The sequence below is a fragment of the Streptomyces sp. NPDC091682 genome (assembly GCF_044756625.1).
Taxonomy (GTDB): Bacteria; Actinomycetota; Actinomycetes; order Streptomycetales; family Streptomycetaceae; genus Streptomyces.
In genome coordinates this window covers 45,438-59,928 of record NZ_JBIVTH010000012.1, presented here as the reverse complement: position 1 = coordinate 59,928, position 14,491 = coordinate 45,438, and the positions used below count along the sequence as shown (strand labels likewise).

At 74.0% G+C, this 14,491-nt stretch carries 9 protein-coding genes; 8 read left to right on the top strand and 1 reads right to left on the bottom strand.

Features of this window, described 5'->3' with window-relative positions; genetic code table 11:
- The first annotated feature begins 1 nt into the window (after position 1).
- The 8 genes from ACIQK6_RS26125 (at position 2) to ACIQK6_RS26090 (ending at position 13,980) form a co-directional block, all read left to right on the top strand.
- Positions 2–7,156, top strand: coding sequence for an amino acid adenylation domain-containing protein (locus tag ACIQK6_RS26125; RefSeq protein WP_402695629.1), 7,155 nt, complete (start codon positions 2–4; stop codon positions 7,154–7,156).
- Between the two features lie 89 nt (positions 7,157–7,245).
- A complete protein-coding gene (locus ACIQK6_RS26120; RefSeq protein WP_329106267.1) occupies positions 7,246–8,124 on the top strand; it encodes a siderophore-interacting protein in 879 nt (292 codons plus the stop codon).
- A gap of 55 nt (positions 8,125–8,179) precedes the next feature.
- Positions 8,180–9,013 (top strand): 2,3-dihydro-2,3-dihydroxybenzoate dehydrogenase, encoded by an 834-nt coding sequence (locus ACIQK6_RS26115; protein WP_329106264.1) that lies wholly within the window; start codon positions 8,180–8,182, stop codon positions 9,011–9,013.
- A 174-nt stretch (positions 9,014–9,187) separates the two neighbouring features.
- The gene (gene dhbC, locus ACIQK6_RS26110) at positions 9,188–10,393 is read left to right on the top strand and encodes an isochorismate synthase DhbC (protein ID WP_329106262.1); all 1,206 of its coding nucleotides are present in this window, start codon (positions 9,188–9,190) and stop codon (positions 10,391–10,393) included.
- Positions 10,390–12,117, top strand: a complete 1,728-nt coding sequence (locus tag ACIQK6_RS26105; RefSeq protein ID WP_329106260.1) for a (2,3-dihydroxybenzoyl)adenylate synthase — start codon at positions 10,390–10,392, stop codon at positions 12,115–12,117. The genes dhbC and ACIQK6_RS26105 overlap by 4 nt, the downstream gene beginning before the upstream one ends.
- A 12-nt stretch (positions 12,118–12,129) precedes the next feature.
- The gene (locus ACIQK6_RS26100; RefSeq protein ID WP_329106258.1) at positions 12,130–12,762 is read left to right on the top strand and encodes an isochorismatase family protein; all 633 of its coding nucleotides are present in this window, start codon (positions 12,130–12,132) and stop codon (positions 12,760–12,762) included.
- A gap of 53 nt (positions 12,763–12,815) precedes the next feature.
- Positions 12,816–13,472, top strand: coding sequence for a 4'-phosphopantetheinyl transferase family protein (locus ACIQK6_RS26095; protein WP_402695574.1), 657 nt, complete (start codon positions 12,816–12,818; stop codon positions 13,470–13,472).
- Between the two features lie 58 nt (positions 13,473–13,530).
- Positions 13,531–13,980, top strand: coding sequence for a DoxX family protein (locus ACIQK6_RS26090; RefSeq protein WP_329106255.1), 450 nt, complete (start codon positions 13,531–13,533; stop codon positions 13,978–13,980).
- A 73-nt stretch (positions 13,981–14,053) separates the two neighbouring features.
- On the opposite strand, the gene ACIQK6_RS26085 is transcribed toward ACIQK6_RS26090, so the two are convergent.
- On the bottom strand, positions 14,054–14,398 hold the full coding sequence (locus ACIQK6_RS26085) for a MerR family transcriptional regulator (RefSeq protein WP_329106254.1): 345 nt from the start codon (positions 14,396–14,398) through the stop codon (positions 14,054–14,056).
- Positions 14,399–14,491 lie beyond the last annotated feature (93 nt).

The window sequence follows — 14,491 nt, the reverse complement described above, 5'->3', positions numbered from 1 at the left end:
CATGCTTCCGCTGTCCCCCTTGCAGCAGGGCATGCTGTTCCATTCCGTCTACGACGCGGGCGCGCCGGACGTGTACACGGTGCAGGTCTCCGTGTCGCTGGCCGGCCCCGTCGACGCGGACCGGATGGAGCGGGCGGGCGCGGCACTGCTGCGCCGCCACCCCAACCTGCGGGCCGGCTTCTGGCACGAGGGCGTACCGCAGCCGGTGCAGTTCGTGCCGGCCGAGGTGACCTTCGTGCTCGGCCGCGCGGACCTGTCGGCGGACCCCTCGCAGGCCGCGGTGGGGCGGGTGGAACGAGCCGAGCTGAACCGTCGGTTCGAGCTGCACCGGCCGCCGCTGCTGCGGCTGCTGCTCGTGCGCCGGGGCGAGGGCGACCACCTCCTGGTGGTCACCGTGCACCACATCCTGGTCGACGGCTGGTCGATGCCGCTGCTCGTCGGGGACCTCCTCGCGCTCTACGAGAGCGACGGCGACCCCTCGGCCCAGCAGCCGGTGCGCCCCTACCGCGACTACCTCAAGTGGCTGAAGGCGCAGGACGTCCCGGGCGCCGAGGGCGCCTGGCGGACCTCGCTGGCCGGGCTGGACGAGGCCGTGCTGGTGGCCCCGGCCGACGCCTCCCGCACGGCGGTGCGGCCGGGCGTGCACCGCGTGGAGCTGTCCGAGGCGGCCACCGCCCGGCTGACGGCCGCGGCACGCTCGCTCGGCACCACGCCCAGTACGGTGATCCAGGCGGCCTGGGGGCTGCTGCTGGGCAGCCTGACGGGCCGCCGGGACGTGGTCTTCGGCCTGACGGTCGCGGGGCGGCCCGAGGAGATCCCCGGCGTCGAGTCGATGGTCGGGCTGTTCATCACCACCGTGCCGGTGCGGCTCACCGCGCGGCCGTGGGAGAGCGCCCGGGACCTGCTGAGGCGGTTCCGGGACGAACAGAACGCCCTGCTCGCCCACCACCACCTGGGCCTGCGCCTGATCCAGAAGCGGGCGGGCGGCGGCGAGCTGTTCGACACCCTCGTCGTCATCGAGAACTATCTGGTGGACCCCTCCGCCCGTGCGCCGCTCTCCGACGGGGTGCGGGTGACGGGGGTCGAGGCCCGGGACGGCACGCACTACCCGCTCACCCTGTCCGTGTCCCTGGACGAGCGGGCCGAACTGGCCCTGGAGTACCGGCCGGACCTCTTCGACGCCCGGACCGCCGCCCGGGTGGCCGAGCGGTTCACCGCCCTGCTGGACCAGGTCGCCGGCAACCCGGGCCGCCCGGTGGGCACGCTGGAGCCGCTGACCGCCGCCGACCGCGCGGAGCTGCGCACCGCGGAGGCGGGCGCCGCGCGGGACGTGGCCGACGGTACGGTCGCCGACCGGTTCGCCGAGCGGGCCGCCCAGGCGCCGGACGCGTGCGCCGTGGTCGCGGGACCCGACCGGCTGACCTTCGCGGAACTCGACGACCGCGCGCACCGGCTGGCCGCGCTGCTGGCCGCGCACGGCGCCGGACCCGAATCGGTGGTGGCGCTGGCCGTGCCGCGCTCGGCCGCATCGGTGGTGGCCATCCTGGCCGTCCTGAAGTCGGGGGCCGCCTACCTGCCGCTGGACCTGGACTACCCCGCCGACCGGATCGCCCTGATGCTGGACGACGCGGCGCCGGTGTGCGTGCTGACCACGGAGGCGGCGCTCGCGCTGCTGCCCGCCGGGGCGGCGGGCGGACCGGCCCGGATCGTCTTGGACTCGGCGCGGACCACCGCGGAACTCGCCTCGCTCGATGGGGGTTTCCGGCCGCCGCGCACGGAGTCCGGGCACCCGGCCTACGTGATCTACACCTCCGGATCCACGGGCCGCCCCAAGGGTGTCGTCCTGACCCACGGCGGTCTGTCGAACCTGTACGCCAACCACATCGCGGACGTCTTCGCCCCCGCCGTCGCGGCGGCCGGCGGGCGGCCGCTGCGGGCCCTGCACACCGCCTCCTTCAGCTTCGACACCTCGTGGGAGCAGCTGTTCTGGCTGGTCTCGGGCCACGAGCTGCACGTCCTGGACGAGATCGGCCGCCGCGACGCCGAATTCACCGTCGGCTACGTCCGCGAGCACCGGATCGACGCCATGGACGTGACGCCCACCTACGCCGGCGCCCTGCTGGAGTGGGGGCTGCTGAGCCGCTCGCACCACCGGCCGGGGCTGCTGCTGCTGGGCGGCGAGGCGGTCCCCGAGGCGCTGTGGACCGAGGTCCGCGCGGCCCCCGGGGTCATGTCGGTGAACCTGTACGGGCCCACCGAGTACACGGTGGACGCCCTCGGCGCCGACCTGGCCGACTCGGCCACCCCGATCGTGGGCCGGCCCATCGGCAACACCTGCGCCCGCGTACTGGACTCCGCCCTGCGGCCCGCGCCGGCCGGGACCCCCGGTGAGCTGTACCTGGCGGGTCACGGACTGGCCCGCGGCTACCTGGGCCGGTTCGCGCTGACCGCCGAGCGGTTCGTGGCCGACCCGTACGGGCCCGCGGGCTCGCGGATGTACCGCACGGGCGACCTCGTACGGCTGCGCACCGACGGGCAGCTGGAGTTCCTGGGGCGGGCCGACGACCAGGTGAAGGTCCGCGGCTACCGGATCGAGCTCGGTGAGGTGGAGTCGGCCCTGGCCGCGCTGCCCGGTGTCGGGTCCGCCGCCGTGGTGGTCCGCGAGGACACCCCCGGGGTCAAGCGGCTCGTCGGCTACGTGACCGGCTCCGTCGAACCGGCGGCGCTGCGCGAGGCGCTGACCGCCGTACTGCCCGACTACATGGTCCCGGCGGCCGTGGTGGCCCTGGACTCGCTCCCGACGAACGTCAGCGGCAAGCTGGACCGGGGCGCCCTGCCCGCGCCCGAGCTGGGCGGCGCGGAGCTGTCGCGGCCGCCGCGCGACGCCCGCGAGGAGGCGCTGTGCGCCGTCTTCGCGGAGGTGCTGGGGCTCGCCTCGGCAGGGATCGACGACGACTTCTTCGCGCTGGGCGGGGACAGCATCGTCTCCATCCAGCTGGTGACCCGGGCCCGCAAGGCGGGTCTGGTCCTCACCCCGCGCGACGTCTTCGAGCAGCGGACCGTGGAGCGGATGGCCGCGGCGGCCCGCAACGCCGGCGACCAGGAGGGCGGTTTCCTGGCGTCGTCCGGTCCGCTCGTCACCCTCGACGCCGGGCAGGAGGCCGCGCTGGCCTCGGTGTTCCCGCACGTCGAGGAGGTGCTGCCGCTGGCGCCGTTGCAGGAGGGCCTGTACTTCCACGCCGTCTACGACGACCGGGCCCTCGACGTCTACCTGATGCAGAACTTCGTCGAGCTGCTGCACGCCGTCGACGGGCCCGCCCTGCGCGCCGCCTTCGACACGCTGCTGCGCCGCCACCCCAACCTGCGGTCCGGCTTCTGGCACGAGGGCCTGGACGGCCCGGTGCAGGTGGTCCCGGGCGAGTGGGAGCTGCCGTGGCGGGAGATCGACCTCAGCCACCTCGACCGGGCGGCGCAGGACGAGGCGCTGCGGGAGTTCTCCCTCGCCGACGCGGCGGCCCGGTTCGACCTCGCGGCCCCGCCGCTGCTGCGCGTGGCGCTGATCCGCTTCTCGGCGGAGCGCTGGATGCTGTGCGTGACGCAGCACCACATCCTGACCGACGGCTGGTCGGAGTCGTTGTTCTTCGAGGAGCTGTTCGCCCTGTACGGGCACGGCGGCTCGGGTGACGTGCTGGCGCCCGTCACCCCCTACCGGGACTACCTGCGCTGGCTGTCGGCCGTGGACCGGGAGGCCGCCGAGCAGGCCTGGTGCACCCACTTGTCCGGGTTGGACCAGGCGACACTGGTGGCGCGGGCCGATCCGGACCGGCAGCCGGTGACCGCCGAGGTGGTGGACCTGTCGCTGGACGAGGCGACCAGCGACCGGCTGCGGTCCTTCGCGCGCGGCTGCGGGGTCACCTTGAACACCGTGCTCAGCACGGCCTGGGCGATGGCGCTGGCCGGGATGACGGGCCGGGACGACGTGGTGTTCGGTGCCACCGTCTCCGGCCGTCCCGCTGACCTCGCCGGCGTCGACCAGATGATCGGCATGTTCATGAACACGCTGCCGTTCCGGGTCGCGCTGCGCCCCGACGAGCCGCTGCGCGAGCTGATGGTGCGGGTGCAGGGCGAGCACGCGGCGCTGCTGCCGCACCACTACGTGGGACTCGGCCCGATCCAGCAGCTGACCGGTCTCGGCCAGCTCTTCGACACCCTGTACGTGTTCCGCAACACGCCGCTGAACGATGCCGCCCGCGAGGAGGCGGTGGCGACCCACGCGATCGGCTGGACGCACAGCGTCGACGGCACCCATTACCCGCTGACCCTCGCCGTCACCCCCGGCCCGGCCCTGGAGCTGAGCCTCGGCTACCAGCCCGACCTGTACGACGAGCCCACCGCCCGGCACCTGGCGGGCCGGCTCGCGCTGCTGGTGGAACAGCTCGCCGACGGCGGGTCGGTCCCGGTGGGCCGGCTGGTCACCCTGGACCCGGTGGAGCGGGCCGAACTGCTGGCGACCGGTGACGACACCGGCCACGCGGTCCCGGACACCACGGTGATCGACCTGTTCGCCGAACAGGCCGCCCGGACCCCCGGGGAGACGGCCCTGGTCTTCGAGGACCAGCGGCTCAGCTACGCGGAGCTCGACGCCCGGGCGAACCGGCTGGCCCGGGCCCTGGTGGCGCGCGGTGCCGGGCCGGAGACCGTGGTGGCCCTCGGTCTGCCCCGGTCGGCCGACTTCGTGGTCGCGCTGTTCGCCGTACTGAAGACCGGCGCGGCCTATCTGCCGCTGGACCTGGACCACCCGGTGGACCGCCTCGGCGCGATGGTGGCGGACGCGGCTCCGCTGTGCCTGGTCACGACGGCCCCGGTGACGGACCGGGTGCCGGTGGTGGAGGGCGTACCGGCGCTGCTGCTGGACGATCCGGCGGTGCTGGCCGAGCTGGCGGCACTGCCGGACGGGCCCCTGGGCGAGTCGGAGCTGACGGGGGTAAGGGACGGCCGGCACCCGGCGTACGTCATCTACACCTCCGGCTCCACCGGGCGGCCCAAGGGGGTCGTGGTCCCCTACTCGGGTCTGACCAACATGCTCCTCAACCACCGCGAGCGGATCTTCGCTCCGGCGGTGGCGCTCGCGGGCGGGCGCCGGATGAAGGTGGCGCACACCGTGTCCTTCGCCTTCGACATGTCGTGGGAGGAGTTCTTCTGGCTGGTCGACGGGCACGAGGTGCACGTCATCGGCGAGGAACTGCGGCTGGACCCGGCGGCCCTGACGGCGCACTACGACCGGGTGGGCATCGACGTCGTCAACGTGACGCCCTCGTACGGTCTCCAGCTGGTCGAGGCGGGTCTGCTGGACGCGGACCGGCACCGGCCCGCACTGTTCCTGCTGGGCGGCGAAGCGGTGCCGGACGGGCTCTGGGAACTGCTGAAGCACACCGAGGGCACCATGGGCTACAACCTGTACGGCCCGACCGAATACACGATCAACGCACTGGGCGCCGACGTCGACGACAGCATCAGCTCGTGCGTCGGACGGCCGATCTACAACACCCGGGCCTACGTGCTCGACGGCGCGCTGCGGCCGGTCCCGGTGGGTGTGGCCGGTGAGCTGTACCTCGCGGGCGCGGGTCTGGCCCGCGGCTACTTCGACCGGCCGTCGCTGACGGCGGAGCGGTTCGTCGCCGACCCGTTCGGCGAGCCGGGGACGCTGATGTACCGCACGGGCGACCTGGTGCGCTGGCGCGGGGACGCGCAGATCGACTATCTCGGACGCGCCGACGACCAGGTCAAGATCCGCGGCTTCCGCATCGAGCTCGGCGAGGTCGAGTCGGCCGTCGCGGCCGAGCCGGGCATCGCGGCGGCGGCCGTGGTCGTCCACACCGGGCCGACCGGGGTCAAGCGGCTGGTCGCCTACACGGTGGCGTCGGCCGCGGAGGCCCCCGAGCCGGCCGCCCTGCGGGCCCGGCTGTCGGCCGCGCTCCCGGAGTACATGGTTCCGTCGGCCTTCGTGGAGCTGTCGGCGCTGCCGCTGACGGTGAACGGCAAGGTGGACCGGGCGGCGCTGCCCGCCCCGGACTTCGGGGACGCGGGCGGCGGCCGCGCGCCGAAGGACGCGCGCGAGGAGCTGCTGTGCGCGATCTTCGCGGACGTGCTGGGCCTGGAGCGGGTCGGCGCCGAGGACAACTTCTTCGAGCTCGGCGGCCATTCGCTGCTGGCGATGCGGCTGGTCGGCCGGATCCGCACGGAACTGGGCACCCCGGTCCAGGTCGGGGCCGTGATGGCCGCACCCACGGTGGCCGACCTGGCCGCCCGGATCGGCTCGGACGCCCGCCGGGACGCGCTGCGGGTGCTGATGCCGCTGCGCGAACGGGGCACGGCCGCGCCGCTGTTCTGCTTCCACCCGGCGTCCGGTTTCGCCTGGCAGTACACGGGCCTGCTGCGCCACCTGGACGCGGACCGACCGGTGTACGGGCTCCAGTCGCCGGGGCTGGCGGGAGAGCAGCCCGAGGTGGCCGACGTGGCCGCCCTGGCGGAGCTGTACCTGGAGGAGATCCGAACGGTGCAGCCCGAGGGTCCCTACCACTTCCTCGGCTACTCCTTCGGCGGGACCGTGGCGCAGACACTGGCCGCGCTGCTCCAGGAGCGCGGTGAGGAGGTGGCCTTCCTGGGTCTGCTGGACGCCTACCCGCCGGAGATCGAGGACTGGTCGTACATCGACGCCCCGGACTGGCGCGAGCGCCTCGAGCGCGAGGAGAGCGGCTTCCTGCTCTCGGTGGCCGGGCTCAACCCGCCGGAGGCAGACGCTCCGGTGGACCGGGCGCAGGCGGTCGGCGCGATCCGCGACAGCCAGGGCCTGTTGGCCGGCTTCGACGAGGCGCTGCTGGGGGCGATCGTCGACACGAACGTGCACTGCGTACGGCTGCTGTCGCGCAGCCGGACCCTGCGCTACCGGGGTGACGTGCTGTTCTTCACCGCGTCCCGGTCCACTCCGGCGGCGGAGGCACCGGGGTTGGTGTGGCCCGCGTACCTGGACGGGCGGATCGAGGAGCACGTCCTGGACTGCTCGCACGACGACCTGATGTCGCCCGCGGTCCTGGCGCAGATCGGCCCGGTGCTGGCGCGTGCGCTGGCGTCGGCCGGTCCGACCGCCCGGGACTGACCCGCCGGGGTGCGGGTGGGGGCGCTGTGCGACGCCCCCACCCGCACCCCTCCCCTCCACGTCCCCTTCGAGGAAGAGAGAGCGTCATCATGACCAACGGCCCCCGCCCCGGGCCCCGCATAGACGTCGTCCACCACGACATCGCGGTGCGCACCCTGGAGGTGCTGCGCGTGCGCCGGGTGACGGCGCGGATGGTCCGCGTCACCCTCGGCGGACCGGAGCTCGACGGCTTCGTCGACCGCTCCCCCGCCGATCACGTGAAGGTGTTCTTCCCCGAGCCGGGCACTGGACGGCTCGTACTGCCACGGGTGGCGGACGACGGCGACGGGCTGGAGTTCCCGGCGGAGCCGCCGTTCGCGATCTCCCGCGACTACACCACCCGTTGCTTCGACCCCGTGGCCGGTGAGCTGGACCTGGACTTCGTCCTGCACTGCCACGGCGTGGCAGCGCGGTGGGCGGAGCGGGCGGAGCCGGGGATGCGGCTCGGTGTGGCGGGGCCGCGCGGTTCGATCGTGGTTCCGTGGGAGTTCGACTGGTACCTGTTCGCGGGCGACGAGACGGCCCTGCCGGCCGTCGCCCGGATGCTGGAGGACCTGCCGCAAGGGGTTCCCGCCAAGGTCTTCCTCCTCGTCGACGACGCGGGCGAGGAGGAGGAACTGCCGACCCGGGCCGACGCCGAGATCGTCTGGCTGCACCGGGACGGCCTCGCGCACGGCGAGGGCGACTTCCTGGACGAGGCCGTACGGGGCGTGGACTTCCTGCCGGGCCTGCCCTTCGTCTGGATCGCCGGGGAGGCCGGGGAGCTGCGGCCGATCCGCCGCTACCTGCACCGGGAACTGGGCCTGAACCGTCAGTACACGGACGTGGACGGCTTCTGGAAGCGCGGTGTCGCGGGCCTCGACCACCACGAGCCGCTGGACGACGAGGACGAGGACGCGGCCCCCGCGGACAACGCAGCCGCCACGTAGTGCCGTTCAGCATTTAATTAGGTTAGGCTTACCTAAGAATTGAGGAGGGGGCGGCATGTCCGACCACCGTGCGCCCGGCATTTCCGGGACCAGCGGATTCACCGGCAAGGTCGCGCTCGTCACCGGTGCGGGCCAGGGCATCGGCGAGGCCGTCGTCCGTACGTTGTTCCGCCTCGGCGCCACCGTCGCGGCGACGGACGTCTCGGCGAAGGCCGTCATCGCACTGGCGGCTGAACTGGACCCGGAGGCCGGGCTGGCGCCGGCCTCCGGCGACGGGGCCGTCCGCGCCTACGAACTCGACGTCACCGACCCGGCGGCCGTCGACCGGACCGTCGGGCAGATCGGGCGGGAACTCGGCCCGATCGACATCCTGGTGAACGTGGCCGGGGTCCTGCGCACCGCACCGGTCGCGGAACTGACGGACGACGACTGGGCGGCCACCTTCGCGGTCAACGTCCAGGGCGTCTTCTTCACCTCCCGCGCCGTCGTCCCCGCCATGGCGGCCCGCGGCTGCGGCAGCGTGGTCACCGTCGCCTCCAACGCCGCCGGGATCCCGCGCACCGGCATGGCAGCGTACGCCGCCTCGAAGGCCGCGGCCGTCATGTTCACCAAGTGTCTGGGGCTGGAGTACGCCCGCAGCGGGGTGCGCTGCAACATCGTGGCACCCGGCTCCACCGACACCCCCATGCAGTGGGGGCTCTGGACCGACCCGCAGGCGCCCGCCCGGGTGCTGGACGGGGACCTCGCCAGCTACCGGACGGGAATCCCGCTGGGCCGGATCGCCGACCCGCAGGACATCGCCGACGCCGTCGTGTTCCTCGCCTCGGACCAAGCGCGCCACATCACCATGCAGGACCTCTACGTGGACGGCGGAGCCACGCTGCGCTGACCCCGCGGCAGCCCCTCCGGCCCGCGCACCACGCACGATCCCCGCGCCACGCACACCACCCGCACCACCCGCGCCACGCGCACCGCCCCGCACCTGCGCACTTCCCCGCAGCCGGCGACCGCCCGGCCGCACCCACCTGCCCCGCACCTGCCCCCACCCTGAAGAGGAGTCACCGTGCCGACGGTCCACCAAGTCGCCACGCCCCCCGCACCGGCCGATCCGGTACACCCCTCCGTCGGCGCCGCCACCACGCTGCTCGACGCCTACCGCGGCGGAGCCCGGTTCCTCGCGACGCCCACCCGGACGCTGCTGGCCCAGGGCATCCGTCAGGAGGTCGCCCACTCCGCCGAACCCCTGCCGCACCGCGTCGCCCAGGCCCTGGCCGAGGCCCGGCGGGCCGGGCACCCCTACCCCGTGGTGATCGGCGCGATCCCCTTCGCCCCGGACGCGCGCGCCGCCCTCGTCGTGCCGGAGTCCCTGCGCAGCGGCCCGCCGCTGGCCTCGGACCCCTTGATCGCCCTGCCCGCCGCCGGGCCGGCGCCCGCCGACTGGGCCATCGCCTCCGTCCCCGAGCCGGACGTCTACGCCAAGGGCGTGTCCGCGGCCGTCGACCGGATGTGGCAGGGGGAGTTCAGCAAGGTCGTACTGGCCCGGACCCTGGAACTCGCCTCCGACAGACCACTGGACATACCCGCCATGGTCCAGCGGCTCGCCCGCCGTGACCCCTCCGGCTACACCTTCGCGCTCCCCACCGGCCCCGGCCGCAACCTGCTCGGCGCCAGCCCCGAACTGCTGCTGTCCCGCCGGGGCGACCGGCTCATCTCCAATCCGCTGGCCGGGTCGACCCCGCGCAGCGCGGACCTCGCCGAGGACGTCCGCCGGGCCGCCGCCCTGCTCCAGTCCGCCAAGGACCTGCACGAGCACGCCGTCGTCGTCGACGCGGTGCACCAGGCCATGGCCCCGTACTGCAGCTCCCTCGACGTCCCGGAGCGCCCCACCCTGCTCCGTACGGCCACCATGTGGCACCTGTCCACCACCGTGACCGGAGTGCTCGCCCAGCCCGACGTCTCCGCTCTGGAGATCGCCTCCAGCCTCCACCCGACCCCGGCCGTCTGCGGCAGTCCGACCGACGTGGCCCGCAAGGTCATCGAAGAGACCGAGCCCTTCGACCGCGGCTTCTTCACCGGCATGATCGGCTGGGAGGACGGCACCGGCGACGGCGAGTGGGTCGTCACGATCCGCTGCGCCGAGGCCGAGGACAACCGGCTGCGCCTGTACGCCGGGGCGGGGATCGTCTCCGCTTCCGATCCCGATGCCGAGACCGCGGAGACCGCGGCGAAGTTCCGCACCTTCCTGCAGGCCGTCGGAGCCGAACTGTGAGCCACCCCCACGACGACCACGGCTCCGCAGCAGCGGCCGCCGCGTGGCGGCCCTGGCCCGCCGAGTTCGCCGAGCGCTACCGGGCGGCCGGCTGGTGGCGGGGCGAGACCTTCGGATCCGTACTGCGGGAGCGGGCCGCGGCCCACCCCGACCGGATCGCCCTCGTGGACCCGGCCGGCGGCCCGGACGGCGGCCCGGACGGCGGCCGGCGCACCTGGAGCTACGGCGAACTCGACGCGCGGGCCGACCGGATGGCCGCGGGCCTCACCGCGCGCGGCATCGCCCCCGGCGACAAGGTGGTCGTACAACTACCCAACACCGCCGAGTTCTTCGAGGTCGTCTTCGCGCTCTTCCGGATCGGCGCCCTGCCCGTCTTCGCCCTGCCGGCGCACCGCCGCACCGAGATCTCCTACTTCTGCTCCTTCACCGGGGCGGCGGCGTACGTGATCCCCGCGGTGCACGGCGGCTACGACTACCGCGAGCTCGCCGCCGCCGTCCGCGCCGAAGTCCCCGGACTGCGCGAGGTGTTCGTCGCGGCCGCCGACCCGGGTGACTTCACGGCGCTGTCCGAGGTCCCGCTGGACGTACCCGCCGGAGGGCTCGGCCCCGGACCCGCCCCGCACGACCTCGCCTTCCTCCAGCTCTCCGGCGGCAGCACCGGTGTGCCCAAGCTGATCCCGCGCACCCACGACGACTACATCTACTCGCTGTGGGCCTCGAACGAGATCTGCGCGGTGGACGCCGACTCGGTGTACTTGGTGGCCCTGCCCGCCGCCCACAACTTTCCGCTGTCCTCGCCCGGTTCACTGGGCGCCCTGTACGCGGGGGGCCGGGTGGTGCTGTGCCCGCAGCCGGTACCCGACGTCGCCTTCCCGCTGATCGAGTCCGAGGGCGTGACGATCACCGGCCTGGTACCTCCGCTGGCCCTGCTCTGGACGGAGGCGGCCGCGCGCACCGACCGGGACCTCGGCAGCCTGGACGTCCTGCTGGTGGGCGGCGCAAAGTTCAGCGAGGAGGCCGCCCGCCGGGTCCGGCCGGGCCTGGGCTGCACCCTCCAGCAGGTGTTCGGGATGGCGGAGGGGCTGGTGAACTACACCCGCCTCGACGACCCCGAGGAGACCGTCGTCACCACCCAGGGCAGGCCGATCTCCCCCGACGACGAGATCCGGATCGTCGACGACGAGGACCGCGAGGTGCTCCCCGGCGAGTCCGGCCACCTGCTGACCCGCGGCCCCTACACCATCCGCGGGTACTGGAACGCGCCCGAGCACAACGCCCGGTCGTTCACCGCGGACGGTTTCTACCGGACCGGAGACATCGTCCGGATGACGCCCACCGGGCACCTGGTCGTCGAGGGACGCGCCAAGGACCAGATCAACCGGGGCGGGGAGAAGATCGCGGCGGAGGAGGTGGAGAACCACATCCTGGCGCATCCGGCCGTCCACGACGCCAACGTGGTCGGCGAACCGGACCCCTATCTCGGCGAACGCACCTGTGCCTACGTGATCCTGCGCGAGGGCGCAGGAGAACTGCGGCCCGCCGCAGTGAAGAAGTTCGTTCGGGAGCGCGGCCTCGCGGCGTACAAGGTGCCGGACCGGGTGGAGTTCGTCGCCGCCTTCCCCAAGACCGGCGTGGGCAAGGTCTCCAAACGGGACCTGCGCACCGCCGCACCCGCCACCCCGGCCGCCGCCGCCCCCGTCCCCGTACCGCCCCACCAGCACTGAACGGATGAACCCATGGCCCTGCCCGCCATCGCCCCCTACCCGCTGCCGACCGCCGAGGAGCTGCCGGCCAACCGCGTCGACTGGACGGTGCATCCGGACCGTGCGGTCCTGCTCGTCCACGACCTGCAGAACTACTTCCTGTCGGCCTTCGACACGGACGCACAGCCCGTCACCGGCATGCTCCAGCAGGTCGCGCGGCTGAAGAAGGAGGCGGGCCGGGCCGGGGTGCCCGTGTTGTACACCGCGCAGCCCGGCGGTCAGAGCCCGGCCGAGCGCGGGCTGCAGCAGGACTTCTGGGGACCCGGTCTGCCCGCCGACCCGACGGCCGCCGCGATCCCCGCCGCCGTGGCGCCGGGGCCGGACGACACGGTGCTCACGAAGTGGAAGTACAGCGCCTTCGTCCGGACCGACCTCCTGGAACGGCTGCGCGCGACGGGCCGGGACCAGCTGGTGATCACCGGCGTGTACGCCCACATCGGCGTGCTGATGACGGCCTGCGACGCCTGGATGCAGGACGTCCAGGCCTTCGTGGTCGCCGACGCCGTCGCCGACTTCTCCGAACGCGAGCACCGGATGGCCCTGGAGTGGGCGGCGGGCCGCTGCGCCGTGGTCACCACGGCCGACCGGGTCTGCGCGCAGCTGTGAGACCGGCCCCGCTCCGGGCCCGACCGCGGGTGGCCGCCGCGCACGTACCGCCCGTGTATCCCGTGCCGCTGCCGGTGGCCCTGCCCGGGCAGACCCGCGTGTGGGCGGCTTCGGTGGCGGAGAAAGCGGCGGCCGCCACGGCCCGGCGGGGCGAGCTCGACCGTACCGAGTCCCTGCGGGCGGACCGTTTCCGGCGGTTCGCGGACGTGGACCGCTTCTTGGTCGCGCACGTCTGCCTGCGGGACGTCCTGGGCGCCGTGCTCGGAACTCCGCCGGCGCGCCTCATCATCGACCGGGAACCGTGCGCCACGTGCGGCGGTCCGCACGGGCGCCCCTACCTGCCGGGCCGCCCCGTCCACTTCTCCCTGGCGCGCGCGGGCGACCTGGTCGCGGTCGCTCCCGTACCCGTGGGCGTCGACGTGGAGGGCCTGCCCTCGGACGCCCTGGTGCACGAGACCATGGCCGACCTGCACGAGGACGAACGCGCCGCACTGCTGGCCCTGCCCCGGCCCGCCCGGGCGGCCGCCTTCGCCCGCTGCTGGACGCGCAAGGAGGCCGTGCTGAAGTCCACCGGGCAGGGCCCGGCGCACGGCACGCGCCAGCCCCACGTGGGCACGGCCGCGGAACCGGCGCCCACCGCCAAACCCCAGGTGTACGACCTGCCGGTGTCCACCGGCGAGGCCGCCGCCCTGGCCCTGTGGACCGGCTGACGGTCCTCTCCCGCTCGCTCCCCGCCCCACGTCCCCGTTACCTGAGAAGGGTCTCCCCATGACGGAACGTCTGAACGCCGCCCGGCCCTACGCCCTGGGCCTCTTCCGGATCGTCACCGGCCTCCTGTTCGCCTGCCACGGCGCCGCTTCCCTCTTCGGCGTCCTCGGCGGCGCGCACGGCGGCGGTACGGTCCCCTTCGGGACCTGGCCGGGCTGGTACGCGGCGGTGATCCAGCTCGTCGCCGGCGCCCTGGTGCTGCTCGGCGCCGGGACCCGCAGCGCGGCCTTCCTCGCCTCCGGCTCGATGGCGTACGCCTACTTCACGGCCCACCAGCCGGACGCCCTCTTCCCGATCCAGAACAGCGGCGAGTCCTCCGCGATGTACTGCTGGGCCTTCCTCCTGCTCGTCTTCACCGGCCCGGGTGCCTTCGCCCTGGACCGGCTCCTGCCCGCCCGGGGGAACCGGACCGCGGAGAACGAGCAGCGACCCCGGCCAGCCGCCGCCTGAGGCCGTGCCCCCCGCTCCCCCTGAGCCCCGCCCCACTTCCCCGGGGGCGGGGCTCAGGGCTGCTCAGGGGCGCTCAGGGCTGCTCCAGGTAGCCGGCCAGGGCGGCTCGACTGTGCCGCAGGCCCTCGATGCGCGCGTCCATGGCGGCCAGTTCCCCGTCGAGGACGGCCCGGATCTCCTCGCACCAGGCGAAGCGCACCCCCTCGCCCCGCACGCACGGCAGCACCGCGCGGATCACCTCGGTGGACAGGCCGGCCGCGAGCAGGGCGCGCACCTTGCGCACGGCGGCCACGGAATCCGCCGTGTAGTCGCGGTATCCGTTCGGGCCGCGCTCCGCGTCGAGGAGCCCCTGCGCCTCGTAGTAGCGCAGCAGCCGGGAGCTGACGCCGGTGCGCCGGGACAGTTCGCCGATCAGCATGTGCCGTACCTCTGCATCCGGTTGACCTTCACATTGATGTCAACGTCTAACGTCGGCCCCACCGGCGGGCATTCCGCCGGCTCGAACCGCGCA